Here is a 26,195-nt window from a genome sequence, read left to right as displayed (position 1 = left end):
CAGTGGTTTTTGTATTTGAAAAATACCATTATGCTGTAATTTAACCATTAAGAACAATGAAGAAATTAAGATCATTAAGAAAAAAAATCGAAGATTTTTTAAAATAAATTAGAAAAGATTGCTTAAAAAATTCTTAATACTCTTAATTCCTTAAAAAACTTAATGGTAAATTTTTTAGTGCATTTCAAACTCCCGATAAAATTCCATCGTTTCCCCAATCAAATCATTTATTTCATTTAAAGTCATCACTTCCAGAAATTTTCTGCGGTGATCTTTAAAATGCGGAATCCCACGGAAATAATTGCTGTAATGTTGACGCATTTCTATCAATCCTAATTTTTCGCCTTTCCAATCTGCACTCCATTCTGCATGTTGTTTCACGGCTTCCAAACGCATTTCTACAGTTGGTTCTGCTAATTTTTCACCAGTTTTGAAGAAGTGTTTTATTTCATTAAAAATCCAAGGATAGCCAATTGCAGCGCGACCAATCATAATTCCATCGCAAGCATATTTATTTTTGTATTCCAGGGCTTTTTCGGCAGAATTGATATCGCCATTGCCAAAAATTGGAATTTCGATGTTTGGGTTTTGCTTCACGGCAGAAATATAATTCCAATCTGCTTCTCCTTTGTACATTTGTGCACGCGTTCTTGCATGAATCGTCAATGCTTTTATCCCGCAATCTTGCAATCTTTCTGCAACTTCCATTATGTTGATAGAATCATTGTCCCAACCTAATCTGGTTTTCACCGTAACTGGTAAATGCGTGGAATTTACAACCGCTTTTGTCAAGCGAATCATCAAATCTATATCTTTCAAAACGCCTGCTCCAGCTCCTTTGCAAACCACTTTTTTTACTGGGCAACCAAAATTGATATCTACTAAATCTGGATTTACGGTTTCTACAATTTTTGCAGAAAGCGCCATCGCTTCTTCATCTCCACCAAAAATTTGAATTCCAACCGGACGTTCATAATCGAAAATATCCAATTTTTGTTTAGATTTCATGGCATCCCGAATCAGACCTTCCGAAGAAATAAATTCAGAATACATCATATCTGCTCCATGCATTTTGCACAATCTGCGATACGGCGGATCGCTCACATCTTCCATTGGTGCAAGCAAAAGTGGAAATTCTGGCAATTCTATGTTACCGATTTTTATCATGGGGCAAAAATAAACAATTTTGAATAAAAAGAAAAAGTAGATTTCATAGTGCTTTACGTTAGATTTAAAATTTTTTGGAAAAATTATTAAAAAAACTTGCATAATTTTAATTTTAATTATAATTTTAATTTTAATTTTATCTCAATAATTTTAAAAACAAAATATTATGAAAAATTTAATTGTAAAAGTTGGGTTAGTTTCTATGTTTTTAATTTCTTTAAATTGCAGTAGAAATGAAGTAGTTGCAGAACCGGAACATTTTGGTAAAAATTCGATTGAAAATTTTCAATCTAAACCTGAATGTGAAATAACTGTCAATCAAGATAATCCTTATAATTTTGTTGGGCAAATTCACAACGAAATTTTATATGATTATCTTGTTGAAAATGATGACAATGTAGAGAATGTTGACAGTTTAATATTTAAAGTCGAAAAAATAGCATTTGATAATAGTAATTTTCAAAATTACAATAATTCAAATTATACTTCACCAAATTCTGCAGCTTTAACTTACGGAGCAAGTGATTTCGTAAATGGATATTCTAACGTTATAGGTAATATGGCGATATCTTCTGCGGCAAAAACAAAAATGAGTGAATTAGTGGATTATTTTTTTGATAAAGTTAATAATAACACTGAACCGTCTTATGCAGATGTTAATTTATTTCTTAATAATTTTGAAAACAGTATAATAGTTGGTCCTAATAGTTTTACAACAGAAGAGAAAAAGGTTTTGTTTTCTGCAGTAGCAACAGCAAAATATTCTAATTGTTTTTGGTATAATTATTTAAATATTGCAAGTCAGAGTGAAGCAAAAGGTGAAGGTGGAAGAAAATGGTTTCATTGGTTGATAATTGGAGTATCTGATGCTTTGGGTGCGGCTGTTGCAGCAATCCCTGCTGCTGGTGCGCCTCCTGTAGGTGGTGCAATTATCGTTTCAGGTGCAGTTGCTGCAAGTGGATTAGCATATACAATGACATCACCAAAAAATAAGTAAATATGAATAAAATAGCGATATTATTTATATTTATATTTTCTATTAATATAAATAGTCAAGAGAAATTTATTTTAGATGCTGGAACGGGAATTTTAAGTGTGCAAAGAAATTCAGCTGCCTTATTCAATGTAGGGATGCATTACGATGTTTCTCAAAAAATAAGTATAAGTGGAAATACTGGTTATTCGCATTTTAATTTAAATAATAACGACGAAACTGATATATCAAAATATGATTTGGGAATAAATTATAAAATTTTAAACAGCAATACAGAAATTGCGTCCATTGCAAATTTTAATTACATTACAGATAAAAATGCTATTCTGTTCGAAAGAAAAAATAATTTCGGAATGGATTTAGGAATTTTAATAATGTTTAATCAAGAAAATAGATTCCAATACGGAATTAAGTGGTACAATACTTTCAGTACAACAGCAAGAGGAAGTATCATGTATAGTGGAGCTCAATTTTCTTATAGATTGTGAAAATATTATTTTCTTTTATATGTATCTTATGTTTGTTTTCATGTTCGCAAGAAAAAGAAAAATATATTTACATTTTAAGTCGATACTCTCAAAGTAAAGAAGGTGATTTGGTGTTAAAGTTTAACAATAATAATTTAAAAATTTCTCACATCGGACTTTCTTTGGATAACACTATTGATTCAAGAATTTACAATATTAGTTATAATGAAAAAAATAGTGAAGGATCATCATTACTACAAGAAAATCGAAAAAAATTTTGGAATTCACCAGATGTAAAAGATAATCGAATTTGGAAATTGAAAGTTAGTGCTACTGAATATAATAAGATTAAGATACGCCTTGATAGTATGACGCAAGTAAAGTATTATTTTGACTTAAATCCTAAAACATTTAATGGTTTGTATTGTTCAGAATTTGTTTATCAAGTTTTGGAGAATGCAAACCATTTAAAATTTAATCAAAATAAAAAATGTGTAAAATTGAATGTAATTGAAAGAATATTCGTTCAAGATTCAACTTTATGTTATTACGCCGCAGATTTTTTTCTTAAATATCAGTTAAAAGAAATCAAAAAATAAATTCATAATACATCATATCTGCACCATGCATATTACACAATCTTCGATAGGGTGGATCGCTCACATCTTCCATTGGTGCAAGCACAAGTGGAAATTCTGGCAATTCTATGTTACCGATTTTTATCATGCTGCAAATTTAAGGAAAATTAATTTTTGATCATTTTATATTTATCAGCTTTCATCTATATATAAGATCGCTATATTATTTATAATTAAAGTATCCTCAAAATTTCCAATGGATTCCAAAAATTTCAGTATTTTTGTCAACTGAAAATTCAAAGGTAGATATCAATTAAAATTAGTTTTACTTATTTTCATTATTAAAAATATAACATGCAGCAAAACAACGGATTAGATAAAAGTCAGATTATTAGTTTTATGCTTTTCACCATTATTATGGTTGGAGCGATGATCTACTTTCAAAGCAAAACGCAGAAAGAAGATGCACTTAAGCAGAAAGAAGTAGCCAAAACGGAACAAGTTTCTGCTAATAATACAAAAATTGCATCTGTAGAAAACGTGAATCCCAACATCAATGCTGCTTCTATACAAACGGTTCCTTTGCAAAATGAACAATTAAAATTAGAAGTTTCCACTTTGGGTGCGCAAATTTCTAATGTAGAATTGCCAGAATATAAAGCATACGATGCAAAGAGAGACGAATCTGATTTGCCATTATTATTAATTCATAAAAATTCTGCGAATTATGGTTTTGAATTTAAAGACAAAACCGGGAAAATTATTAAAACAAAAGATCTTGTATTTACGCCTTCCGTAAAAGGAAATGTAGTTACGATGACGCATCAATTAAATGGTGCAGTTATCCAATTTGTGTATACTTTGATGCCTAAATATACGGTAGATTTTAAAATCAGAACCAAAGGTTTGTCCCAAATTACAAGTGATAATGCTGCGAAATTTGCGTGGAATTATAACGTAAGAAATTTGGAGAAAGGTAGATCTCAAGAGCAAACGCATTCTGAGTTTTCTTATGCTTTTAATAATTACAAAGATTACGATTATGATGGCAACAAAGCCATGGACGAACCAGATGAAACTCTAAACTGGATAGGTGTAAAGCAACAATTTTTTAGTTCTGTGATAGAAGCAAAAAATGGTTTCACACAATCGAAAGGTAGTCAAGTAACTGTAGATGAGGGAGAGTATTTGAAAACCCTAGAGTTTTCTGGAAATGTAGCCATGAATGGTGCAGAATTAAACCAAGATTTCACATGGTATTTCATGCCATTGGACTTGCCATTATTAAAAGAATATAACAAGAATTTTGATGAAATTTTACCATTGGGTTGGTCTTTTATTGGCGCATTGAACCGTTGGTTTTTCATGCCAATGTACAATCTTATTGCAGGATGGGGAATTGCTGCTGGTTGGGTAATATTTTTGATGACGGTGGTTGTAAAATTAATTTTATCGCCAGTGATGTTTAAACAACATAAGTTGAGTGCGATGATGCGCGTTATCCGTCCGGAAATAGACGAAGTAAACGAGAAGTATAAAGATGGAGATGCAATGAAGAAACAGCAAGAAACAATGGCTGTTTATAGGAAAGCTGGCGTTAATCAGATGGCAGGATGTTTACCCGCCGTTTTGCAAGTTCCGATTTTCTATGCATTATTCAGATTTTTCCCAAATTTTATAGATTTACGAGGGAAGAGTTTTTGGTTTGCAAAAGATTTAACAGCTTATGATGATTTAATTAAATTGCCATTTCACGTTCCATTGTTAGGTGAGCATTTAAGTGTATTTGCTATTGCTTGTACGGCGGTTATTCTTATATATACAATACTTACAGCAGGAAATATGCAACAGCCAACTGCGCCAGGAATGCCAAATATGAAAGTGTTGATGTATATATTCCCAGTTACGTTCCTATTTTTCTTAAATACTTCTGCATCTGGTTTATCTTGGTATTATTTCGTTTCAAATGCGATTAATATTATCATTATTCTTGTGATTAAATATTTAATTTTAGACGAGAAAAAAATTCATGCTCAAATACAATCCAATAAAGAAAAACCGGCTAAAAAAGAAGGTAAATTTGGCAAAAGAATGAGAGAGATGATGGAAACAGCACAAGCGCAACAAGCAGCGCAAAAAGGAAATACTAAAAATATTAACAAAAAGAAATAATTTTTTAGATTTGAAGTCTGAAATCTCAAGTTAAAAAAAGTGGAAGTTGCAGCTTCCACTTTTTTTATTTTTTATTTTTAAAAATTATTGAAGAAAATCTTAATCTTCATATTTCAATCGAAAGGATTTCCGATGGTGCTTTGTAATTCCGAAGTTCTTTAAGGCTAATCTATGCGTTTTTGTAGCATATCCCATATTGGTATTCCAGCCATAATTGGGGAATTCCTCGTGCAATTTGAGCATCAATCTATCTCTATGGTTTTTTGCTAAAATGGAAGCTGCAGCTATAGAAAGGAATTTTTCGTCACCTTTTACGATGCATTGATGTGGAATTTCTGGGTAAGGATGAAATCTATTGCCATCTACTAAAATAAATTCTGGACGAATCTTTAATTGATCTACAGCCAAGTGCATCGCGTGAATACTTGCATTTAATATATTGTGCTCATCGATTAATTTTGGAGAAACTTCTGCAATTGCATACTCGATTGCGTTTTCTTTTATGAAAATTTCTAATTCTAATCTCGTTTTTTTGGTTAATTTTTTAGAATCATCAATTAATTCATGCATAAATTTCTCATTTATGATCACTGCGGCGGCAACCACTGGTCCGCAAAGACAACCTCTTCCAGCTTCGTCACAGCCCGCTTCTACTAGGTTTTTTGTAAATTTATTCTTTAACATTTAAGTATATCTCAATTATTTTTAACAACTAATGCCATATCTTATGTTGCAATTAACTTTTATTTAACAAAAGTATTGTTTTATTTAAGAAACTTTTGCAAATTTGTCTATTGAAAAATTAAAATTAATATGAAAAAATTAACAACTAGTATTTTGGCTGTTGTTCTTACCGCATCTTTTTCTATGCTTAGTGCACAAGTGAAAGATACTGTGAAAACCCAAAATATAGAGGAGGTAGTAATTACTGGAGCTCTCGGAATTAAAAAAAACTTGAACGCTGTTACAGCTGCAAGTCAGGTAGTAGGTACGAAAGAACTTACACAAGCGGTAAATCCTGATGCAATACAAGCCTTAACGGGTAAAGTATCTGGTTTGACGATTACAAATACTGATGTTGGAGTAAATGGAAGTAGCAGGATTGTTTTAAGAGGTTCAAGATCTCTTACGGGAGATGGACAAGCATTAATCGTAATTGATAATGTAATTTCTTCTACAGCAGTGCTGCAACAACTGCCACCAGATGCCATTGATAACATAAACGTAATTAAAGGATTGCAAGGATCTGCACTTTACGGTTCTCAAGGTGTGAATGGTGTAGTAATTGTGACTACAAAAAAAGGAACTGGAAGCGAAAAAATTCAGTTTAATCTTGTTTCATCTGTAGATATTTCTTCAGTGTACAAATTACCAGAAATTCAGACGAAATATGGACAAGGTGTACAAGATACTTCTTTCAGCAGTGTAGATTACAACGGGACAAATTTTGTGCCTTGGGAAAATACTTCATGGGGACCAGCTTACAATGATCCAACTATTGGTGGTACTTTAGTTCCTACTGGTTTGCCACAAGCTGATGGTAACTTTCTTCTAGCGCCTTATTCACCAGTGAAAGATCACTTTAAAAATTTCTTTAAAGAAGGTGTAATCTATCAAAATGGAATTTCTATGAATGTGGGTGGTGCAGATAGTTATGCATACCTTAATTTAAATAGAACTACCAATGAATTTATCGTAGAAGGAGATCAATCTTTGAAAAACTCTTTCTTATTTAAAGCAGGTAAGCGTTATGGAAAATTTAAAATAGATGGAGATTTTAATTATATCTTCAAAAATTCTACAGAAACAAGCCATGATCTCTACAGTGAGATGATACAAATGCCTTCTAATATCGATATTAGAAATTATAGAAACAGCCAACTTGAAGGAAATTATTCTATATACGCTTTAAATCCATATTGGACTACAGATAATGAAAGATACAACAACAAGAGTAACTTTTTATCAGCAGTTATAGGATTACAATATGATTTGACGAAAAACATTAACTTCACGTATCGTGGAAGTTTGCAAAATACTCAGACAACATCTTTAAGCTATAATAACGGATTTCAATTTTCAAGAGTTTATCCAAATGGAACTGGTTTAGATGGTACTATCTTTTCTGATTATGGAACAGGTGATGTAGTTTCATTTTTTAATCAAAGTACAAGTAGATCTAGCAACTTCTATGGTGATTTTCTTACCAACTTTAATTTTGACTTAACAAGTGATATTAACTTGAAAGCAAATGTTGGTTTTAACAATCAAGATCGTGATTTCAACATTAATTCTGTAGGTGGAGAGCAATTGAAAACTCCAGGTTTCTACAATATAAACAATGTTTTAAGTCCATATCCAGCTTACCAACTTAATAATACGACGATAAGATCTAGAAGTTTCTCTCTTTTAGGAAACGTAGATTTATCTTACAAAAATTATTTGTACGTAAATGGTACTTACCGTAAAGAATACAATTCTGTATTGTCTGTAAGACCTACAGATACAGGAATACAAGAAGTTAGAGATTACGATTATTTCTCTGCAGGTATGAACTTTATACCTACAAACGCTTTTGCTAGTTTGAAAGGAGATATTTTGAATTATGCAAAATTATCTATTTCTTATGCTAATATTGGTAATGCACCATTAAATCCGTATGCTACAGATCAAATTGGAGTATTTCCAACAGGATTTCCATTCGGTTCAAATTCTTCTTATATAGCAAACCAATCTCCTACATCTGAAAACATCCAAAGAGAAAAAGTAATAAGTAAAGAAGCATCTATTGCCTTAGGATTTTTCAGAGATAGAATTACCCTTGGTGGTAGCTACTCTCGTGTAGATACAAAAGATTTAATTACAAGAGCTACTGCATCTTCAGCTTCAGGTTTATCTAGTTTGCAAAATAATTTTGGTGAACTTAGAAATAATACCTACGAAGCAGATTTGGGAATTACACCAATAAAAAGTAGAGATTTTGAAGTAAACATGAGAGGTTTCTACTCCAGATCAGAAACTATCGTTGAAGATTTACCAGAAGGAATAGATGAAATAAACTTGTTGAGTTATTCTACACCTGCAGTTGGTATTTTTGCGATAAAAGGAGAAAGATTTCCAAAAATAAAAGGAACAAAATTCCAAAGAGATCCTAATGGGAACATTATTGTAGATGCTTCTGGAAATCCACTTTCTACTTCTACATTAGAAGTATTAGGAAATGCAACACCAGATTATACATTGGGCTTTAATATGAGTGTAAGAGTGAAAAACTTTACATTTGCAGGTACTGCAGATTACAGACATGGTTCTAGTTTTATCTCTTTAACTAAAAGATTACTTTTATTCACAGGTGCAGCAAACGAAACTGCAGATTACGACAGAAGCCAAGGATATGTAATCCCAGGATCTGTACAAAATGTAGGTACAGCAGCCAACCCAGTTTATGTAGCAAATACTACAGCTACAGGAAATAGTCCAGATTATAGTGGTGCTACTTCTTATTGGACTGGATCTGGTAGAAATGCTCCAGAAAATTTATTAGTAGACGGAACAGCATTCAAAATTAGAGAACTTTCTATGACGTACTCTGTGCCAAAAACAGTATTGAGCAGCACATTCATTACCTCTGCAAGTTTTGGAGTATATGCTAGAAATCCATTCTTTTTCTATGCAGATAATAACGAAAACTATAACGATCCCGAAACAGCAAGCTCTAACGGTCAAGCTGGTGGTGTAGCTGGAGATGGACAATATCCAAATTACAGAAGTTTCGGATTTAACGTAAACTTAACTTTCTAATAAAATTACAATGAAAAATAAATATTATAAAACTTTAAGAAATACACTACTGCTTGGTTCAGTATTGTTGCTTGCATCTTGCGATAGATATCTTGATATTAATGAGAACCCAAACAATATTCATATTGAAGAGGTAAGTCCAGATTTGCTTTTTTTAGGAGCAACTACACAATTGTATAGAACACAAGCAAACAACTTGAACATCTTTGGAAACTTGATGATGAATGGTTGGGCAGGAAATTCTTATGTATATGGCTCTCCTTATGTGAGAGAATTTAATCTTAATTCTGTAGACAACTCTTTCTACAATGCAATTTGGGATGGATTATATAGAAGTATGGGTAACTACAAATTAATTGAAGAATATCCTAATGCAAATGGTGCTCAAGATAACTATGTAGCGACATCAAAGATCATGAAAGCATTCTACATGCAGACAATTGTAGATCTTTATGGAGATGCACCATTATCAGATGCATTTAAATATCAAACGAATCTAACTCCAAAATATGATGATGATGTAGCAATATACCATACAGAAATTGAAGATCTAGAAAAAGCAATTGCGCTTATTGATGGTGTAAATGCTAATGCAATAGCACTTACTGCAGGTACAGATCCTGTGTTTAGTGGTGTAATGGCAGACTGGAGAAGTTTTGCAAATACCGTTAAATTAAGATATTTAATGAGAATGAGCAAACTTACTGGAGCGGAAGCAACATACAGAAATGCTAAATTGGCGGGACTTTCTAGTGCTACCTTTATCAGTGCAGACGTAAAAATAAACCCAGGTTACAATAGTTCTACAGATACGCAACAAAATCCATTTTATGGTACGTACATCAGAACTTCTGCGGGAAGTAGAGTTGGTCAAGCAGTTACAGTTTCTGAGCATCAAGCAAACGCTTTGAACGGAAATCCAGGAGCTGGACTTGTTCTTCCAGGAAATCCTACAAATATCTATGATAAATATACAGGATTGGTAGATCCTAGAAGATCTAGATTATGGACTACCGTAAGTGGTGCTCTAAAAGGTGTAAGACAAGGTGCTTTATCTGGTGAGCCAGGTGCTCCTCAATCGGGAAGTAATCCTGTTTCAAGAATTGGACTAGGTATTACTGGTGAACCTAATACAGGTAGCAGTGCAGCTACTGTAGCAGCGGGTTCGTCTAAATCCGGAGTTATTATGTCTCTTTCAGAGATTAAATTTATGCTAGCAGAAGCAGCGCTTACATTCCCAACATATTTCTCTAATGCACAAGGGAATTTTGAATCTGGTATTACCGCAAGTTTTACTTATCTTGGAGCTACAGGATCTGCAGCTTATATTACATCTGCTAATACAAGAGCAGGTCTTGGTTGGACAGGTTCTAATGCTCAAAAATTAGAAGCTATCATGACGCAAGCTTGGATTGCTAATACAAGCATCAATCCAATTCAGTCTTTTATTAATTATAATAAAACAGGATATCCTTATACTCCCTTGGCTGTTACAACTACCAAAGCAAATAAACCTTACAGATTGGTTTACCCAGTTTCTGAGTTTGTAGCCAATTCTTCCAATGTACCGAATGTTACAAGTGCAGATGTATTTGTTAAGAATGCATTCACGCCATTCTGGAATCAATAAATCATTAGATTTTAATTAATTATCAAACCGCCTGTATTTATTTACGGGCGGTTTTTTTTATTCCTTATATTTGCAAATTAATTACCGACTATCATGAACATTAAGCAAAATATACAGCAGTTAATTCAAGAAATAATTCTTACTCAATATCAAATTCCAGAAGTAATTTTGGAAATTCAAGATAATAAGACCGAGTTTGAAGGAGATTTTACCATCGTTACGTTTCCTTTGGTGAAGTTATTAAAGAAAAATCCAGAGTTGATTGGCCAAGAATTGGGAGCTGCACTTACAACGCACGGTAATTTTGTACAAAGCTACAATGTGGTAAAAGGTTTTTTGAATATTATTATCAACAGTCAATTTTTTGTTGATAATTTAAAACATTCCGAAGAGCAATTAAATAAGATTGAAGACAAAAAGGAATCTGTAATGGTAGAATATTGCTCACCAAATACCAACAAACCTTTACATCTTGGGCATGTGAGAAACAATCTACTTGGATTTTCTATCGCAAAAATTTTGAAAGAAGCTGGTTATGATGTTGTGAAAACTCAAATCATCAACGATAGAGGTATTCATATCTGTAAATCTATGGTTGCTTGGCAAAAATTTGGAAATGGAGAAACACCACAATCTACCGGCGAAAAAGGAGATCATTTGGTGGGAAAATATTATGTGAAATTCGACCAAGAATATAAGAAAGAAATTGCTGATCTTATTGCAAATGGTAAAGATGAGGAAACTGCAAAGAAAGAAGCACCGATTTTTTTAGAAGCTCAAAAAATGCTTTTAGATTGGGAAAAAGGAGATGCGGAAGTTCGCCTACTTTGGGAAACCATGAACTCTTGGGTTTATGCAGGTTTCCAAGAGACTTTTGATACAATGGGTGTTGATTTTGATGAGGTTTTGTACGAAAGTGATACCTATATTCTAGGAAAAGATATCATTCAAAAAGGTTTAGCCGATAAAATTCTCTACCGAAAAGAAGATGGTTCCATCTGGTGCGATCTTACGGAAGAAGGTTTGGATCAAAAATTATTGCTGCGTTCAGACGGAACATCGGTTTACATGACGCAAGATTTGGGAACTGCCGTAGAACGTTTTAACAGTAAAATTTATAAAAAATTAATCTATACCGTTGGAAACGAGCAAGAATATCACTTCCAAGTTTTGTTTTTGATCTTGAAAAAATTAGGTTATTCTTGGGCAGAAAATCTTTTTCACCTTTCCTACGGAATGGTAGAATTGCCAGAAGGAAAAATGAAAAGCCGAGAAGGAACTGTAGTAGATGCAGACGATTTGATGCAAGAAATGGTGCAAACTGCAAAAGAAAAAGCCGAAGAACTAGGAAAACTAGATACTTTGGAAATTGCTGACAAAGAAAAATCTTACGAAAGAGTAGGTTTGGGAGCGTTGAAATATTTTATATTAAAAATAGATCCAAAGAAAAAAATTCTCTTTAATCCTGCGGAAAGTGTAGATTTTAATGGTAATACAGGTCCTTTTGTGCAATATACATTTGCGAGAATACAATCTTTACTGAAAAAATCTGACAGAGAAATCACGGCTTTTCCAGAAAATTATCAATTGAATATTTTCGAGAAAAATTTAGCCATATTACTTTCCAACTATAAAGAAGTTTTGGAGAAAGCTGCAGAAAATCTTAGTCCAGCATTGGTGGCAAATTATATATATGAAGTGGTGAAAACGTATAATGCATTCTATCAAAACAATCCTATTTTGAATCAAGAAGATGAAAACATCATCAATTTCCGTCTTCATATTTCTAAATTGACAGCAGAAACCATCAAGAAATGTTTAGATCTTTTAGGAATTCAAACCGTAGACAGAATGTAAGATTCTAGTTTTTTTCTTTAGAAATAATTTCAGAATTTGCGCCAAATCTCAGAAATAAATATCCAGCAATACCTGCAATTGTAGAACCTACCAGAATGCCAATTTTGCTTCCTGACTGCAATGCAATATCATCAAAAGCGAGTGTGCTGATAAATATGGACATGGTGAAACCAACTCCGCCCAGAAAACTGACGCCTATTATATGTTTGAAGCTTACGTTTTCTGGCAGACTTGCCCAGCCAAATTTTAGAGCCAACCAAGAAAAAAGCATTATTCCCGCAGAAGCTCCAATTAAAAGTGAAGCCGCAATACTAAAACTTAATTGCGTGAAGGAAAACTCGCCGATTTCATTTAAAACAGGAACTCCGGCATTTGCTAACGCGAAAATGGGCAAAATAACGTAGGCGACAATGCCATGCAAACGATGCTCCCAATTTTGCAAAGGTGGTTGCACTTTTTTTGTGATTTCAGAAATGGCATCAATTTCTTCATATTGAACGGGATTTAAAATATCAGATCCATTATTTTCTTGGTTAAAATCATTTACATTAATTGCAATTTCTTTTAAATAATTTTTCACATCTAAAGAAGAATAAGCAGGTACACAAAATGCAAGCAAAACTCCCGCAATAGTAGGATGGATGTGCGCTTTCACAAATAAAACCCAAACAACTACAGAAACAAATGCGAAAATATATTTATTGAAAAATTTATATTTCATCATTATAAAAAGCAGTAATAAAAGTGGAATAGCATAGTACAAATAGCTGATGGAAATATTTTCACTATAGAAAAGCGCGATTACCAGAATAGCTCCGATATCATCTATAATGGCAAATGCTACAAGAAATACCTTTAAACCTTGTGGAATTTTATTGCCCAATAATTTCAAAATTCCGATTGCCAAAGCAATGTCTGTAGCCATCACAATTCCCCATCCATTGTATTCTACGTCGCCTTTTATCAAAAATAAAAAACATACAACAGGAACTACAATACCACCAATGGCTGCAAAAATAGGAAGTGCAGCTTGTTTGATGCTTTGCAATTCGCCAATCAGCATTTCTCTGCGTATTTCTAAACCAATCAAGAAAAAAAAGACGGCCATCAATCCATCATTGATCCAAAGTTGTAATGGTTTTTTTAATTGAAAATCTTCCAAACCAATCGTTAAATCTTTTTGCCAAAAATTTAGGTATTCTGTGGAGTACGCTGTATTTGCAAATATCATAGCAATGAGAACCGCAAAAATTAGGAGCAAACCTCCTGCAGCTTCCAATTGAAAAAACTTATTGAAGGGTTTTTGTACGAGTTTTATTATTTTTGGTTCCATAACTTTATTTTTTGCGATTGAAATTACGATAGGATAGATAAAAAATTACCAAACTTTAATTAAAAAATTTGGTAATGTATTTTTAATGAAGAAAAAATTTAAATTAAATCCAATCAACTTCGCCAGTTTCTACATCGTAATTGGCTCCTGCGATTATTATTTCTCCATCTTGTTCCATTTTATTTAAAACTGGGCTATTTTTTCGGATGTCTTCTTTAGTTTTCATGATGTTTTTCACTGTTAATCTATCCAATAAAGATTCGTTGGATGAAGATCTTTCTTCACCATCTTTAATAATTTCTTTTATGCAAGGATCAAAATGATGAACTAATCTAGAAAGATTCGCTAAACCTAAAGTATCTACTGCAGAAGCATCCAAACCACCTTTTAAAGCTCCACATTTTGTGTGGCCCAAAACTAAAACCAATTTAGAACCTGCTACTTTACATGCAAATTCCATAGATCCAAGAATATCTTCATTAGAAAAATTTCCAGCAATTCTTACGCTGAAAATATCTCCCAAACCTTGATCAAAAATCAACTCTGCAGAAGTTCTGCTGTCGATACAACTTAAAATCACTGCAAAAGGAAACTGCCCTGCTCTTGTGTCATTCACTTGTTCCAGCAAATTTCTGTTCATTTTTAGGTTATTTACAAATCTTTCATTTCCTTCTTTTAAAAATTGAAGGGCTTTCTGTGGAGAGATGGTAGATTGTGTTTCTAAAGTATGTGCTTTCATATAAATTTATTTTATTATTAATTGAATTATTTTAATTTGTTTAAGGTTACATTGCTCTTCTGTGATCAATGCTAATGTGTGAATGCTGATCTGTTTCATAATCTCTGTACGAGGTTTTAAAACCTATCAATTCTACATCAATATCCTCTTCTTTTGCCCTCATATTGGCAAAATCTTGTATCATTTCCAAAACATCCTGCGTAATGTAGGAAGTGCCTTTTGCATCAATAGTAACTTTGGAATTTGGTTTTATGTTTTTCAAGGTTTTCTTGATGGCTGCTTTATTTAAGAAAGAAACTTCCTCAGATAATTTGATGTTTATTTCGTCTGCATCATCCAATTCTTCTTTACTGAAATAATAGGCACGCTTCATATTCCCTTGCAAAATATACAAAATAGAAATGGCTAATCCTATTCCTACACCTTTTAAAAGGTCTAAACCAACAACAGCTACTACCGTTGCAATAAATGGAATAAATTGATACTTACCTTTTGCCCAGAATTTTTTTAATTTAGCTGGACTTGCCAATTTGTACCCAACTACCAATAAAACTGCTGCCAATGTTGCCAATGGAACCATATTGATAATGAACGGTATAGACAATACGCAAATTAACAAAAGAGCACCGTGGATAATAGCAGATAATTTTGTAGTTGCACCAGCAGAAGCATTTGCAGAAGATCTTACGACCACAGATGTTATTGGCAAACCACCAATCATTGCGCTTATTAAATTCCCAATACCTTGTGCTTTTAATTCTAAATTGGTATCCGTAATTCTTCTTCTTTCGTCTAATTTATCAGATGCTTCAATACATAAAAGAGTTTCTATTGATGCTACAATTGCAATAGTACCTCCAATCACCCATACTTTTGGATTTAAAAACCCTGCAAAATCTGGAAAAACGATCAAATTTTTGAAATCTTCTGCACTTTGAGGTACTGGTAATTTCACCAAATGCTCTGCAGAAATGGCCAAACTACTTCCAGTTGATATAAAAACTTGATTGATTGCAATTCCTAAAATTACAGCAACCAAAGCTGAAGGTAGTAATTTTAATTTTTTGAGCTGAGGAATTTTATCCCAACCAATTAATATGATCAAGGAAATTGCAGTTATGATGATGGCCCCAAAACTCACAGAATTTGAAAGTGTTGTGAGGTATTCACCAAGATTAAAACTTTCTCCAAAAAGATTTGTGCTTCCTTCAAAATCTGCATCATATCCTAATGCATGCGGTATTTGTTTTAAAATAATTATGACGCCAATTCCGGCAAGCATTCCCTCTATTACATTATTTGGGAAATAATTGGATAAACTTCCGGCGCGTATAAAGCCTAATATTATTTGTAAAACACCGGCAATTAATCCTGCGGCTAAAAATAATTCAAAACTACCTAAATCTGCTATTCCTACTAATACAATTGCTGCTAAACCAGCTGCAGGACCAGAAACTGAAATGGCAGAGTTGGATAAATAACCGATGACTAAACCACCGACTATTCCAGCTATAATACCCGATAATGGTGGTGCTCCAGATGCCAAAGCAATACCTAAACATAGCGGTAATGCTACTAAAAATACAACGACACCAGATGGGAAATTTTCCTGAATATTTGAAAATAATGATTTTACTTTTTTCACTTTTTTATAAGATTTTTTTTGTAAAACGCCAGCATTTATTTGCAATGGATATTTTACATTGTTTAAAATTTAATATTTAAATCAGCACTAGAGCACAATTTTTCTATAAAAATTGTGAATAGGTAGATTTTCTTCAATAATTAAATTAAAAAATCTGGAGGGGGAGAAGGTACTTTAAAGTAAATAGGAAGATGATTGGAATCATCTATGACGAAAGAAATTTTTCTTTCGGATTCAAAAGCCAAAAAATTTATAAAATCGTGAACATTTATAATTTTTGGTAAAGATTTTTCGTTGATTACTAATGGAGCATGAGAAGTTTCTTCTTCACTTATTATCAAATTGCTTGATGGTAAATCCCACGAGAAAAAACCAGCAATTGTAGGCAAAGCTGTAAAATTTAAAAAAATTAAAAGAGAAATAAGACTCCCTATTTTCATCATACCTTGCAAAAATAAGTATTTTTAATTAAATATATGTTAAATATATTGTAATTAAGCAATAATAAACTGTTAATAAATAAAGTAACTTTGATTTAAGTTCAGAGAATAACTTAATAAATGTAGAATCAATAAGCGATTTATCAGGTGCGAAAAGTAAACATTATATTTTTATTTCTCCACATGACGTTCATTATTACGTAATTTTGTTGTGAGTAAATCATTAATTCTAATAATATTATAGTTTTATTTTTATATCAAATTTATTAATCGTAATATTGCAATAAACAAATCAAAAGCATGGGTTTATCTAAGACTGAAATATTTACTGAAGAACAAAACGAAATTTCGCAATACGCCAAAGTTTTAGGCAATCCCGCCAGAGTTGCTATTTTGCAGCATCTTTTTAAAATTAATACTTGCATTTGTGGCGATTTGGTAAGTGAGATAGGACTGGCTCAGCCAACTATTTCACAACATTTAAAAGAATTAAAAAATTTAGGTTTAATAAAAGGAAATGTAGAAGGAACAAGCGTTTGCTATTGCATTGATGCGGAAAAATGGACCGAAATGAAACTTTTAATGACTCAATTTTTAAATCAAGATATATCTGCAAAAGAGTGTTGCTAAAATAGCTGCTTAAAATTAACCACAAAAAAATATACATATTATGACATTATCAAATGTAAAAGATCAATTAATAGGCTTAAAAAATATTGCCTTCAAATTACCAAATGGAAGTTTGGTACCCAATCATTTTCATGTGACGGAAGTGGGTAAAATCACCAAGCATTTTATCGATTGTGGTGGCACAGAAAGAAAAGAAGAAGTTGTGAATTTCCAATTGTGGAATGCAAATGATTACGATCACAGACTTCATCCAGAAAAATTATTAAAAATTATTGAACTTTCTGAAAAAGTTTTAGATATTAAAAATAGCGAAATTGAAGTGGAATATCAAGGCGAAACCATTCAGAAATTCGGGTTAGAGTTTGATGGGCAAAACTTTCTTTTAATTAATAAACAGACAGATTGTTTAGCAAAAGACCAATGCGGAATTCCGACAGAAACGGAAGGATTTGTCACTTTAGCACCACAAGGGCAAAGTTGTGAGCGTGCAAGCGGATGTTGCTAACTAAATACTTGTAAAGATGAATTTTAATATAAATGGTTTTCCAGAAATTAGTAGCGTAATTCAAAGTTTAAATGTTGAGTTGATTTCTACAGAAAGAAAATTAATTCTTCAAGATTTAGTAGATTTCATTCAACTAAAACAAGACGATGAAGAACAAATTCGGTTAAATTTTATTTGTACACATAATTCGCGTAGAAGTCATTTAGCACAGGTTTGGGCACAAACGATGGCGTATTATTTCAAACTCAATAATGTGACATGCTATTCTGGCGGTACAGAAGAGACAGCGCTTTTTCCTACGATAGTAGAAAGGTTGAGAAATTCAGGGTTTAAAATTGAAAAACTTTCAAATCAAAATAATCCTGTCTACAGTATTAAGTTTGGCCAGAACGAACATCCAATCATAGGTTTTTCAAAAAAATTTAATGATGATTTTAATCCTAAAACTGCTTTTGCCGCTATATTGACTTGTAATTCTGCAGACGAAGCATGCCCCAATGTAGCTGGTGCAGAAAAACGAATTGCTATTACCTATGAAGATCCAAAATTATTTGATGGTACTTCCCAGCAAACCGAAAAGTACGAAGAGAGAAGTTTGCAAATCGCAACCGAAATGAAGTATGTATTTTCTAAAATTAAATTCTAAAATGGCTACAAAAAAATTAAGTTTCCTTGATAAAAATCTTACGTTATGGATTTTAGTAGCCATGGCAATCGGCATCGGGATTGGATATTTTATTCCTTCATTTCCAAGCGTAATTAATACTTTTAGCACAGGAACCACCAATATTCCTATCGCAATTGGTTTAATTTTAATGATGTATCCGCCTTTAGCAAAAGTGAATTTCGCGCTTTTACCAAAGGTATTCAAGAACACAAAAATACTTTCCATCTCTTTAGTTTTAAATTGGATAGTTGGTCCCATTTTAATGTTTTTTTTAGCCATTATATTTCTACGGGATTACCCCGAATATATGGTTGGTTTAATTTTGATTGGCTTAGCACGTTGCATTGCAATGGTTTTAGTCTGGAATGATTTGGCGGATGGTAGCAAAGAATACGGCGCAGGTCTAGTTGCATTAAATAGTATTTTTCAAGTTTTTGCGTACAGTTTTTACGCCTGGATTTTCATCACTGTTTTGCCACCTTATTTTGGATTTGAAGGCGCTATTGTGGATATTTCTATCGGAACAATTGCTGAAAGTGTAGCTATTTATTTAGGAATTCCTTTTGCTTTGGGAATTTTAAGCCGATTAATTTTAGTTAGGTTAAAAGGTGAAAAATGGTATACAGAAAAATTTATTCCAGCAATTTCGCCCATTACTTTAATTGCTCTTTTATTTACAATCGTAATTATGTTTTCTTTAAAAGGGGAATTGATCGTAGAAATTCCAATGGATGTTCTCATTATTGCGGTACCTCTTTTAATTTATTTTTCACTAATGTTTATCATTGGGTTTTTCGTTACCAAAGCCAGTGGTGCAGAATACGATAAAACTGCAGCTGTAGCTTTTACTGCTGCTGGAAACAATTTTGAATTGGCAATTGCTGTAGCTATCGCAGTTTTTGGGTTAAATTCTGGGCAGGCTTTCGCTGGTGTGATTGGTCCGTTGGTAGAAGTTCCAGCCTTAATACTTTTAGTGCGCGTTTCATTTTGGTTAAAAAATAAATACTATGGAAAAGAAAGTTTATGATGTTATAGTTATTGGTGGCGGACAGGCAGGTTTGTCTATGGGTTATTTTCTTCGACGGAGTAAAATTGATTTTTTAATTTTAGATGATCAAAAAAATGCAGGAGGTTCTTGGCAGCAAACTTGGGATAGTTTAAAATTATTTTCGCCTGCTGATTACAGCTCATTATCTGGCTGGAGAATGCCTAAAACAGCGGCAGAATATCCTACAAAAACTGAATTTATTAGCTATTTATTTAATTATGAATTGCGGTATGATTTTCCGATAAAGAGGAACACTACGGTTTTTAATGTTGAAAAGGAAAATCAATTATTTAAAATCGAAAGTTCTGAAGGTGTCTTTTATTCCCGAACACTAGCAAGTGCTACAGGAACAGCCAAAAATCCATTTATTCCTGCATATCCAAGCCAAGAAAAGTACACAGGAATACAGATGCATTCTTCTGAGTATAAAAATTCAAATGATTTAATAGGTAAAAAGGTTTTAATTGTGGGCGGTGGCAATTCTGGGGCACAGTTATTAGCGGAAGTTTCTAAAGTTGCAGATGCTAAATGGGTAACATTAGAAGAACCTCACTATTTGCCAGATGAAATAGATGGGCGCTACCTTTTTAATGAAGCTACTCAGAAATATCTTGGCAAAGCAGACGAGCAACCCAACCCAAATTTTAGCGTTTCTTTATCTAATGTTGTGATGATTGAAAGCGTACGAGAGGCGAGAAGTAGAGGTGTGCTTCACGCTAAAAGACCTTTTAAAGAATTTTATGATGAAGGCGTAATTTGGATGGATGCTACCAAAGAAAATTTTGATGCTATAATTTGGTGTACAGGATTTCGTGCCAATTTAAAACATTTAGAATATTTAAATATCGTAGAAAATGGTAAAATTGATACCATAGAAACACGATCAAAAAAAGAACCCAATCTATGGTTGATTGGTTATGGTAATTGGACAGGTTTTGCCTCGGCAACTATTTATGGCGTAGGAAAAACCGCGAGAGATGCTGTAAAAGAAATTATTGTTGCGCTTTCCGAAAACTAAATTTAATTAAATATTATCATTCAGCTGCTTGAAATAGGCTTTTTGAATAATAAGTAAAAATAAGTTTGCGTATATCTAACCGATTGTTTAGTTTTGCATAGTAATTAATTTAAATGGCTCGCCAAAAAGAATATATTGAAGAAGAAGTAGTAGAGAAAGCAATGCATGTTTTTTGGAAAAATGGGTACGAAGCGACTTCTATGCAAATGCTTGAAAAAGAAATGGGCATTAATAAATTCTCTATATATTCTAGTTTTGGAAATAAAAACGGACTTTTTTTAGAAAGCATAAAATGCTATCAAAAGAAAACGAGTTCGATGTTTCAAAAGTTTCAAGCAGGAAAAAATGGCATTGCAGACATCAAGCAATTTTTTTACGATTCGGTGAATATCAGTTTAGAAATTGGTAATCAGAAAGGTTGTTTAGTCACGAATACTTACAACGAGTTTTCTAAAAAAGAAGAAAAAAGCATCAATGAACAAATGAATGCTTTTATGGCCAATGTAAAAGATCAATTTATAGAAAAACTTAAAATAGATACCTTAAAGGACGAAGAAACAATCATCAAAGAAGCCAATTTTCTTTTGTTAGCAAAACATGGTCTTGCTGCGGCTTCACAAGTAAATAGTCCGAAAGAAATAGAAGACTATATAGAAATGGTGTTTAAAAATCTTTAAACCTTTTTTTTAACAAATAACTAAACGATAGTTTAGATTAATAATGCAATACAATAAAACATGATGAAAAAATTCTTATTTACCAGCAACTTACTAATGGGATTAGTGCTCTCAAGATTTGCAATATCGAAATTGGCCTCTTGGGAAATTTCTGTAAAAGCTTTTATTGAAATGGCGAAACCTTTGGGCATAGATCCTACATTTTTTAGAGTTTCAACTGGCTTTCTTATTTCGGCTGTAGTAATCGCTTACATTTTAACGGCCATTTATAGTTTAAAAACAAATAATACCCTATTTCAAATGCCATTCAGAAAATGGGCAACGCTAACGAATTTATTTGGCCTACTCACAATGGCCGGCGCATTGGTAGCTGAACATGTATTGCGTGTAGAGCCAAAAATGCTATTAGTCTATATCGCAATCGCGATTATTCTATTTTCAGCCATTAATATTATCATCTTAAATAAAAACAAACAAATTATAAATCTTTAAAATAAATATTATGACAAATTTAAAAGTTCACACTTTAGAAACTGCACCAGAAGAAAGTAAACCATTTTTGGAAGGTTCGTTGAAATCTAACGGAATGATTCCCGGTTTGCACGGCGTTTTAGCTGGTTCACCACAGTTGTTTGAAGCTTACCAAACCTTGCACAAATTATTTACAGAAACTTCTTTTGATAAAGAAGAATTAACTGTAGTTTGGCAGACAATCAACGTAGAGCACGGTTGTACTTATTGCGTTCCAGCACACACTGCTATTGCTAAAGGGATGAAAGTAGACCCAATTTTAACGGAAGCTTTAAGAAATAGTACCGCAATGACGACGGATAAATTACAAGCCTTGCATGATTTTACATTAAAAATGGTTCGCGAACGTGGCAATGTATCAGAACAAGATCTTCAGGCATTTTATGCTGCAGGATATGATGAGAAAAATGTATTAGAAATTATCTTAGGATTATCGCAAAAAGTGATCAGCAACTATACTAATCATATTGCGAAAACACCTGTAGACAAACCATTTGAAAAATTTGCATGGTCTGCAGACAATGTATAATTAAAAATTAATTTAAAAAATCTTCTGAAAATTGATCAGCATAGATTAACTTTAATACATAATAATGGAAAAGTCCCGAAGGAATTTTATTAAGAAATTCGGAATTTTAAGTGCATCTGGAATTATTCTTCCAGATGCGCTTTTTGGTAACAATAAAAAAGAAGCAATGATAAATGAACAAACTACCCGACCGAAAGTTTTATTTTTTGATGTAAATGAAACATTACTAGATCTTTCACCAGTAAAAAAGCCAATTGGAGAAGCATTAAATGGCAGAGAAGATTTGCTCACGCTTTGGTTCACTACGATGCTACAATATTCTTTAGTAATGTCTGCTGGTGGACAATACGAAGGATTTGGAAACATTGGAGCGGCAGCCTTGCAGATGGTAGCGGCAAATAATAATATCACAATTTCAGAAGAACAGGCGCGCGAAACAGTGCTAAATGCACTGCATGGCTTGCCGGCTCATCCAGAGGTGAAAAATGCTTTAAAGCAATTAAAAGAAAATGGTTATAAATTAGTTTCCTTCACCAATTCATCCAACGAAGGCGTGAAAAAACAATTTGAAAGTGCTGGTCTTACGGATTATTTTGATGAAAGATTAAGTGTAGAAGATGTCGGCAAATTCAAACCCTTCCGCGACACTTATGATTTTGCAGCAAGAAAAATGGGAATAAAACCCAATGAAGCCATGCTAATTGCAGCCCATGGTTGGGATGTTGCTGGTGCAATGTGGGCAGGTTGGCGTGCAGCCTTTGTAAGCAGGCCAGGTCAGCAAATATTTCCATTAGCACCAAAAACTGAAATTTCCACATCAGATTTGCAAAAGGTAGCAGATATTTTAGTGAAATATTAGTTCATTTGTAAGAATAGATCTTAAATTAATTGACCAAATTGTAGAATTATTTTGTTAAAATTCAACAACTTACAAAATTTTTATGATTTAATAAAAATCTCTAAGTTAATTATCTAACGTTCTGATTACCAAATTCCGATAATTGATTTTTTGTTTTAAGAAATTTCTCTATCGAGCAGATGGCACAAAACTGCGTAAGATTTATAATGATGCAAATGCTAACAATGAAACATTTGCAAGCGTCACAGAATATTTAGATGGTTTTCATTATTTAAAATCTCAAGGAACACCATTTTATGATGCACTAGATCCTATGGAGTTTTCTTATGAACAAGAAGCCTTTATCTACGATATGTTGCAAATAGAACCCAACGCTGCTTTACAATTTTTCCCCACCGCCGAAGGTTTTTATGATTTTAAAAATAATGAGTATATTTATCAATACAAAGATCATTTAGGAAATGTAAGAGTAAGCTATAGAAAAGACGGGAATTCTACAGAAATTACAGATCAAAATGATTACTATCCATTTGGGATGAACATCCCGAGAGATGAAGAAAGCATTGTGGGAACTGCGAGTTTATATAACTATAAGTACAATGGCAAAGAGCTTCAAGAGACAGGAATGTACGACTACGGCGCAAGATTCTACATGAGTGATATCGGAAGATGGGGCGTTGTGGATCCGTTGGCAATTATATATCATTATGCGACACCATATAACTACACTTTAAATAATCCAATTTACTATAAAGATCCAGACGGCAAAAGAGTTATTGCAACAGATGAGGAAACTCAAAATACAATCCTTGGATATATAACGGAACAATTCGGTGAAAATAATGGATTTTATTTTAATAAAAAAGGTGAACTAGGATATAAAAACTCATTACTAAAAAAACTTTCAAAAAAATTTAATAATGAACAATTATCAATGATAAACGGTTTGAAAGAGCTTGTAAATGATGAGAATAAAACCATAGAAGTAAAGATTAATGAAAAATCAGATTCATTTACGGTAGACTATAATATGCCAGGTTTTGTAATGGGGAAAGATGAGAAAGGAAATGAGTATTATGTTCAAGAAAATGGTGTAAACAAAAGAGAAGGGTGGGAAAAGATGTATGACGTAGAATTAGATGTAAGTAATTCAGGAGGAGCATTTTTTTGGTCACCAGGTAAATTTGATTCAACTGATATGGGTTATGGATATGTAGTTATGAACAAATCAACTATCGGTTCTCTTCAATTAGAAAGTGAAAAGGGTAAATTTACAGTTCCTTCAGCAAGTTCAGTTTTTTTTCACGAAATGCTAGACCATGGCTTAGATTTTTTAAAAAATAATAATGTAAATAAATCTATTGGTTCTGGCATTGAAAATGTATATTATCACAACCAAGCATTAAAAAATATTAGCAATGGGCAAAGTCCAATAAGAAATTCACATTATGACAAAAAATAATAAGATTTTAATTATCATGTTTTCATTAATATCTTTAGTATTAAAAAGTCAAGATGTAAAAATTGTTGTTAATGGTACGAATTTTGAAAACATTAAAATAGGTGATACAATAATGAAAAGCTCTTTCAACAGAGAATATTTATATCATAGAAAAGAATGTGAAAAAGATTTATTAATAATTATTTCTAATAAAAGTTATTTAATAAAAGATTTGTCTAAGCAAATTAAATTAATTTTGTTTGATGTTGATAACGATGCAGAAAATGGTTGTTATGTTATTAATGAGTTCAATTACGATATAGTTCAATCATCTAATATAGAAAATCTAAAAAAATGTTCAAATTTAACAAATATTGGACTATTTGATAATTTTAATCAAAATAGTAACTCTAATATCAAAATAAAAGCTAAAAAACACTAATTAATTTGATCGTTCCCGCTGCCCATTGTATGATAAAAAGGAATTAAAAAATGTTAACCAAGCTTCGCAAATCCTATATAACCAATTCAAGTGGAACTATGTATCTTTCATCCACAGAATATCTAGACGGTTTTCATTATGCTTCCTCTAATGGTGCAGATTTGGGAGCTGTATATCAAGAGTCTGGTGGTACTGCTTACGAACCAGAAGCATTTACAGAACTTCTGGAGGCAATAAATTACCAAAATATACTTAAGTTCTTTCCAACGGCAGAAGGATTTTACGATTACGAAAATTCTGAGTATATTTACCAGTATAAAGATCATTTTGACAAATGAGAAAAAGCGAAGGCTTTTTAGAAATTTGCGAATGAAGTTCAGTAAGTTTAGGCTACAAAAAAGATGGAAACAACCCATTAGTAATAACCGACAGCAACGATTATTATCCTTTCGGAATGAGTTTCCTTCGAAATGAAGATGAAGATGCCTACTTTGGAAATGGAAGTTATACTAATTATAAATACAACGGCAAGGAATTACAAGAAACCGGGATGTATGATTACGGCGCAAGAATGTATATGCCCGATATCGGACGGTGGGGAGTGGTGGATCCGCTCGCGGAAACTTCTCGCCGTTGGTCGCCTTATACTTATGCATACAATAACCCGATTAGATTTATTGATCCTGATGGGAGAGAAAATCAAGATTGGTTTAAGAATTCTTTAGGTAACATGGAATATCGCGATGACATTCATAGTCAACAAGATTTAAATGATAAGGGAATACAAGGAGAATGTAAGTACGAAAGTGGCACAGAAGGGAGTTTGACCTATGCAGCAGATGGAAATATTTATGACGACTCTTCATCAGGAGGTGGAATGCCACTTGAAAGTGGTAGAGTTGGCGATATTGCTGAAGTCGCTATAAAAGCACCCGAGAGCACAATTTCGAAGATTTTGAAATCTGATGCCTGGAATAGTAGCATTGCCAGAAAAATTGTTCCTGACGTAATTAATTTAAATATTA

Annotated in this window: 26 protein-coding genes and 1 pseudogene; 20 read left to right on the top strand and 7 right to left on the bottom strand. The window is 32.7% G+C overall.

The window, feature by feature from the left end:
• Nucleotides 1-174 precede the first annotated feature (174 nt).
• Nucleotides 175-1,167 carry a tRNA dihydrouridine synthase DusB gene (gene dusB / locus HNQ03_RS13670; RefSeq protein ID WP_173780255.1) on the bottom strand — a complete coding sequence of 331 codons (993 nt, stop codon included), beginning with the start codon at nucleotides 1,165-1,167 and terminating at the stop codon, nucleotides 175-177.
• Between the two features lie 166 nt (nucleotides 1,168-1,333).
• Between dusB and HNQ03_RS13665 the strand changes: the two genes are divergently transcribed.
• The 3 genes from HNQ03_RS13665 to HNQ03_RS13655 are packed head-to-tail and all read left to right on the top strand — an operon-like array spanning nucleotide 1,334 to nucleotide 3,227.
• Entirely contained in the window at nucleotides 1,334-2,164 is an 831-nt protein-coding gene (locus tag HNQ03_RS13665) for a hypothetical protein (protein WP_173780254.1), read from the top strand.
• Nucleotides 2,165-2,166: 2 nt separating this feature from the next.
• Complete coding sequence (locus HNQ03_RS13660) at nucleotides 2,167-2,649, top strand: hypothetical protein (protein WP_173780253.1); 483 nt, start codon at nucleotides 2,167-2,169, stop codon at nucleotides 2,647-2,649.
• On the top strand, nucleotides 2,646-3,227 hold the full coding sequence (locus HNQ03_RS13655; RefSeq protein ID WP_173780252.1) for a hypothetical protein: 582 nt from the start codon (nucleotides 2,646-2,648) through the stop codon (nucleotides 3,225-3,227). Before HNQ03_RS13660 ends, HNQ03_RS13655 begins: the two co-directional genes overlap by 4 nt.
• On the opposite strand, the pseudogene HNQ03_RS13650 reads toward HNQ03_RS13655, so the two are convergent.
• Nucleotides 3,223-3,354, bottom strand: a pseudogene (locus HNQ03_RS13650) (tRNA dihydrouridine synthase DusB); the annotation flags it as partial. The gene HNQ03_RS13655 and the pseudogene HNQ03_RS13650 sit on opposite strands and share 5 nt — an antisense overlap.
• Nucleotides 3,355-3,560: 206 nt before the next feature.
• Here HNQ03_RS13650 and yidC point away from each other — a divergent pair.
• On the top strand, nucleotides 3,561-5,378 hold the full coding sequence (gene yidC, locus HNQ03_RS13645) for a membrane protein insertase YidC (protein ID WP_173780251.1): 1,818 nt from the start codon (nucleotides 3,561-3,563) through the stop codon (nucleotides 5,376-5,378).
• A 99-nt stretch (nucleotides 5,379-5,477) separates the two neighbouring features.
• Here the strand turns inward: yidC and HNQ03_RS13640 are convergent, their stop codons facing one another.
• Nucleotides 5,478-6,062, bottom strand: coding sequence for a ribonuclease HII (locus HNQ03_RS13640; protein WP_173780250.1), 585 nt, complete (start codon nucleotides 6,060-6,062; stop codon nucleotides 5,478-5,480).
• Between the two features lie 129 nt (nucleotides 6,063-6,191).
• Here HNQ03_RS13640 and HNQ03_RS13635 point away from each other — a divergent pair, with 129 nt between their 5' ends.
• The 3 genes from HNQ03_RS13635 (at nucleotide 6,192) to argS (ending at nucleotide 12,666) form a co-directional block, all read left to right on the top strand.
• Nucleotides 6,192-9,179, top strand: coding sequence for a TonB-dependent receptor plug domain-containing protein (locus HNQ03_RS13635; RefSeq protein ID WP_173780249.1), 2,988 nt, complete (start codon nucleotides 6,192-6,194; stop codon nucleotides 9,177-9,179).
• A gap of 10 nt (nucleotides 9,180-9,189) precedes the next feature.
• Complete coding sequence (locus HNQ03_RS13630) at nucleotides 9,190-10,809, top strand: SusD/RagB family nutrient-binding outer membrane lipoprotein (protein WP_173780248.1); 1,620 nt, start codon at nucleotides 9,190-9,192, stop codon at nucleotides 10,807-10,809.
• 93 nt (nucleotides 10,810-10,902) lie between these two features.
• Nucleotides 10,903-12,666 (top strand): arginine--tRNA ligase, encoded by a 1,764-nt coding sequence (gene argS, locus HNQ03_RS13625; protein ID WP_173780247.1) that lies wholly within the window; start codon nucleotides 10,903-10,905, stop codon nucleotides 12,664-12,666.
• A 4-nt stretch (nucleotides 12,667-12,670) separates the two neighbouring features.
• Here the strand turns inward: argS and nhaA are convergent, their stop codons facing one another.
• From nhaA to HNQ03_RS13605, 4 genes are all read right to left on the bottom strand, one after another.
• The gene (nhaA, locus tag HNQ03_RS13620; RefSeq protein ID WP_173780246.1) at nucleotides 12,671-13,999 is read right to left on the bottom strand and encodes a Na+/H+ antiporter NhaA; all 1,329 of its coding nucleotides are present in this window, start codon (nucleotides 13,997-13,999) and stop codon (nucleotides 12,671-12,673) included.
• Nucleotides 14,000-14,102: 103 nt separating this feature from the next.
• Nucleotides 14,103-14,738, bottom strand: coding sequence for a carbonic anhydrase family protein (locus tag HNQ03_RS13615; RefSeq protein ID WP_173780245.1), 636 nt, complete (start codon nucleotides 14,736-14,738; stop codon nucleotides 14,103-14,105).
• 46 nt (nucleotides 14,739-14,784) lie between these two features.
• Nucleotides 14,785-16,383 carry a SulP family inorganic anion transporter gene (locus tag HNQ03_RS13610; RefSeq protein WP_173780244.1) on the bottom strand — a complete coding sequence of 533 codons (1,599 nt, stop codon included), beginning with the start codon at nucleotides 16,381-16,383 and terminating at the stop codon, nucleotides 14,785-14,787.
• Between the two features lie 140 nt (nucleotides 16,384-16,523).
• Nucleotides 16,524-16,826, bottom strand: a complete 303-nt coding sequence (locus HNQ03_RS13605) for a hypothetical protein (RefSeq protein WP_226927523.1) — start codon at nucleotides 16,824-16,826, stop codon at nucleotides 16,524-16,526.
• A gap of 297 nt (nucleotides 16,827-17,123) precedes the next feature.
• Between HNQ03_RS13605 and HNQ03_RS13600 the strand changes: the two genes are divergently transcribed.
• The 13 genes from HNQ03_RS13600 to HNQ03_RS13540 all read left to right on the top strand — a co-directional run.
• A complete protein-coding gene (locus tag HNQ03_RS13600; protein ID WP_173780243.1) occupies nucleotides 17,124-17,453 on the top strand; it encodes an ArsR/SmtB family transcription factor in 330 nt (109 codons plus the stop codon).
• 40 nt (nucleotides 17,454-17,493) lie between these two features.
• On the top strand, nucleotides 17,494-17,958 hold the full coding sequence (locus HNQ03_RS13595; RefSeq protein WP_173780242.1) for a DUF6428 family protein: 465 nt from the start codon (nucleotides 17,494-17,496) through the stop codon (nucleotides 17,956-17,958).
• Nucleotides 17,959-17,974: 16 nt separating this feature from the next.
• The gene (locus HNQ03_RS13590) at nucleotides 17,975-18,604 is read left to right on the top strand and encodes an arsenate-mycothiol transferase ArsC (protein WP_173780241.1); all 630 of its coding nucleotides are present in this window, start codon (nucleotides 17,975-17,977) and stop codon (nucleotides 18,602-18,604) included.
• A 1-nt stretch (nucleotide 18,605) separates the two neighbouring features.
• Nucleotides 18,606-19,652 carry an ACR3 family arsenite efflux transporter gene (arsB, locus tag HNQ03_RS13585; protein WP_173780240.1) on the top strand — a complete coding sequence of 349 codons (1,047 nt, stop codon included), beginning with the start codon at nucleotides 18,606-18,608 and terminating at the stop codon, nucleotides 19,650-19,652.
• On the top strand, nucleotides 19,633-20,691 hold the full coding sequence (locus HNQ03_RS13580; protein ID WP_173780239.1) for an ArsO family NAD(P)H-dependent flavin-containing monooxygenase: 1,059 nt from the start codon (nucleotides 19,633-19,635) through the stop codon (nucleotides 20,689-20,691). The genes arsB and HNQ03_RS13580 overlap by 20 nt, the downstream gene beginning before the upstream one ends.
• Nucleotides 20,692-20,804: 113 nt before the next feature.
• Entirely contained in the window at nucleotides 20,805-21,368 is a 564-nt protein-coding gene (locus HNQ03_RS13575; RefSeq protein WP_173780238.1) for a TetR/AcrR family transcriptional regulator, read from the top strand.
• 63 nt (nucleotides 21,369-21,431) lie between these two features.
• The gene (locus HNQ03_RS13570) at nucleotides 21,432-21,860 is read left to right on the top strand and encodes a hypothetical protein (protein ID WP_226927522.1); all 429 of its coding nucleotides are present in this window, start codon (nucleotides 21,432-21,434) and stop codon (nucleotides 21,858-21,860) included.
• A gap of 10 nt (nucleotides 21,861-21,870) precedes the next feature.
• Nucleotides 21,871-22,428 carry a carboxymuconolactone decarboxylase family protein gene (locus HNQ03_RS13565; RefSeq protein WP_173780236.1) on the top strand — a complete coding sequence of 186 codons (558 nt, stop codon included), beginning with the start codon at nucleotides 21,871-21,873 and terminating at the stop codon, nucleotides 22,426-22,428.
• Nucleotides 22,429-22,492: 64 nt separating this feature from the next.
• A complete protein-coding gene (locus HNQ03_RS13560) occupies nucleotides 22,493-23,287 on the top strand; it encodes a haloacid dehalogenase type II (protein WP_173780235.1) in 795 nt (264 codons plus the stop codon).
• 142 nt (nucleotides 23,288-23,429) lie between these two features.
• Entirely contained in the window at nucleotides 23,430-24,749 is a 1,320-nt protein-coding gene (locus HNQ03_RS13555; RefSeq protein ID WP_226927521.1) for an RHS repeat domain-containing protein, read from the top strand.
• A complete protein-coding gene (locus HNQ03_RS13550) occupies nucleotides 24,736-25,170 on the top strand; it encodes a hypothetical protein (RefSeq protein ID WP_173780234.1) in 435 nt (144 codons plus the stop codon). Before HNQ03_RS13555 ends, HNQ03_RS13550 begins: the two co-directional genes overlap by 14 nt.
• Before the next feature lie 50 nt (nucleotides 25,171-25,220).
• Nucleotides 25,221-25,508, top strand: coding sequence for a hypothetical protein (locus tag HNQ03_RS13545; RefSeq protein ID WP_173780233.1), 288 nt, complete (start codon nucleotides 25,221-25,223; stop codon nucleotides 25,506-25,508).
• Between the two features lie 116 nt (nucleotides 25,509-25,624).
• The coding region (locus HNQ03_RS13540) for an RHS repeat-associated core domain-containing protein (RefSeq protein WP_173780232.1) at nucleotides 25,625-26,195 on the top strand (571 nt) is incomplete at its 3' end.

The sequence above is a fragment of the Frigoriflavimonas asaccharolytica genome (assembly GCF_013294015.1).
Lineage (GTDB): Bacteria > Bacteroidota > Bacteroidia > Flavobacteriales > Weeksellaceae > Frigoriflavimonas > Frigoriflavimonas asaccharolytica.
Note: the sequence above shows the minus strand (reverse complement) of the source record. Positions and strands in the feature narration are given on the sequence as shown.

What these genes read in the sequence shown, in the direction of transcription:
- HNQ03_RS13630 (WP_173780248.1), top strand. Translation starts at nt 9,190, where the DNA reads ATGAAAAATAAATATTATAAAACTTTAAGAAATACACTACTGCTTGGT.
- arsB (WP_173780240.1), top strand. Translation starts at nt 18,606, where the DNA reads ATGGCTACAAAAAAATTAAGTTTCCTTGATAAAAATCTTACGTTATGG.
- HNQ03_RS13565 (WP_173780236.1), top strand. Translation starts at nt 21,871, where the DNA reads ATGACAAATTTAAAAGTTCACACTTTAGAAACTGCACCAGAAGAAAGT.
- HNQ03_RS13595 (WP_173780242.1), top strand. Translation starts at nt 17,494, where the DNA reads ATGACATTATCAAATGTAAAAGATCAATTAATAGGCTTAAAAAATATT.
- HNQ03_RS13635 (WP_173780249.1), top strand. Translation starts at nt 6,192, where the DNA reads ATGAAAAAATTAACAACTAGTATTTTGGCTGTTGTTCTTACCGCATCT.
- yidC (WP_173780251.1), top strand. Translation starts at nt 3,561, where the DNA reads ATGCAGCAAAACAACGGATTAGATAAAAGTCAGATTATTAGTTTTATG.
- HNQ03_RS13580 (WP_173780239.1), top strand. Translation starts at nt 19,633, where the DNA reads ATGGAAAAGAAAGTTTATGATGTTATAGTTATTGGTGGCGGACAGGCA.
- HNQ03_RS13605 (WP_226927523.1), bottom strand. Translation starts at nt 16,826, where the DNA reads ATGATGAAAATAGGGAGTCTTATTTCTCTTTTAATTTTTTTAAATTTT.
- nhaA (WP_173780246.1), bottom strand. Translation starts at nt 13,999, where the DNA reads ATGGAACCAAAAATAATAAAACTCGTACAAAAACCCTTCAATAAGTTT.
- HNQ03_RS13590 (WP_173780241.1), top strand. Translation starts at nt 17,975, where the DNA reads ATGAATTTTAATATAAATGGTTTTCCAGAAATTAGTAGCGTAATTCAA.
- HNQ03_RS13660 (WP_173780253.1), top strand. Translation starts at nt 2,167, where the DNA reads ATGAATAAAATAGCGATATTATTTATATTTATATTTTCTATTAATATA.
- dusB (WP_173780255.1), bottom strand. Translation starts at nt 1,167, where the DNA reads ATGATAAAAATCGGTAACATAGAATTGCCAGAATTTCCACTTTTGCTT.
- HNQ03_RS13570 (WP_226927522.1), top strand. Translation starts at nt 21,432, where the DNA reads ATGAAAAAATTCTTATTTACCAGCAACTTACTAATGGGATTAGTGCTC.
- HNQ03_RS13615 (WP_173780245.1), bottom strand. Translation starts at nt 14,738, where the DNA reads ATGAAAGCACATACTTTAGAAACACAATCTACCATCTCTCCACAGAAA.
- HNQ03_RS13575 (WP_173780238.1), top strand. Translation starts at nt 20,805, where the DNA reads ATGGCTCGCCAAAAAGAATATATTGAAGAAGAAGTAGTAGAGAAAGCA.
- HNQ03_RS13560 (WP_173780235.1), top strand. Translation starts at nt 22,493, where the DNA reads ATGGAAAAGTCCCGAAGGAATTTTATTAAGAAATTCGGAATTTTAAGT.
- HNQ03_RS13600 (WP_173780243.1), top strand. Translation starts at nt 17,124, where the DNA reads ATGGGTTTATCTAAGACTGAAATATTTACTGAAGAACAAAACGAAATT.
- HNQ03_RS13545 (WP_173780233.1), top strand. Translation starts at nt 25,221, where the DNA reads ATGTTAACCAAGCTTCGCAAATCCTATATAACCAATTCAAGTGGAACT.
- HNQ03_RS13550 (WP_173780234.1), top strand. Translation starts at nt 24,736, where the DNA reads ATGACAAAAAATAATAAGATTTTAATTATCATGTTTTCATTAATATCT.
- HNQ03_RS13665 (WP_173780254.1), top strand. Translation starts at nt 1,334, where the DNA reads ATGAAAAATTTAATTGTAAAAGTTGGGTTAGTTTCTATGTTTTTAATT.
- HNQ03_RS13640 (WP_173780250.1), bottom strand. Translation starts at nt 6,062, where the DNA reads ATGTTAAAGAATAAATTTACAAAAAACCTAGTAGAAGCGGGCTGTGAC.
- argS (WP_173780247.1), top strand. Translation starts at nt 10,903, where the DNA reads ATGAACATTAAGCAAAATATACAGCAGTTAATTCAAGAAATAATTCTT.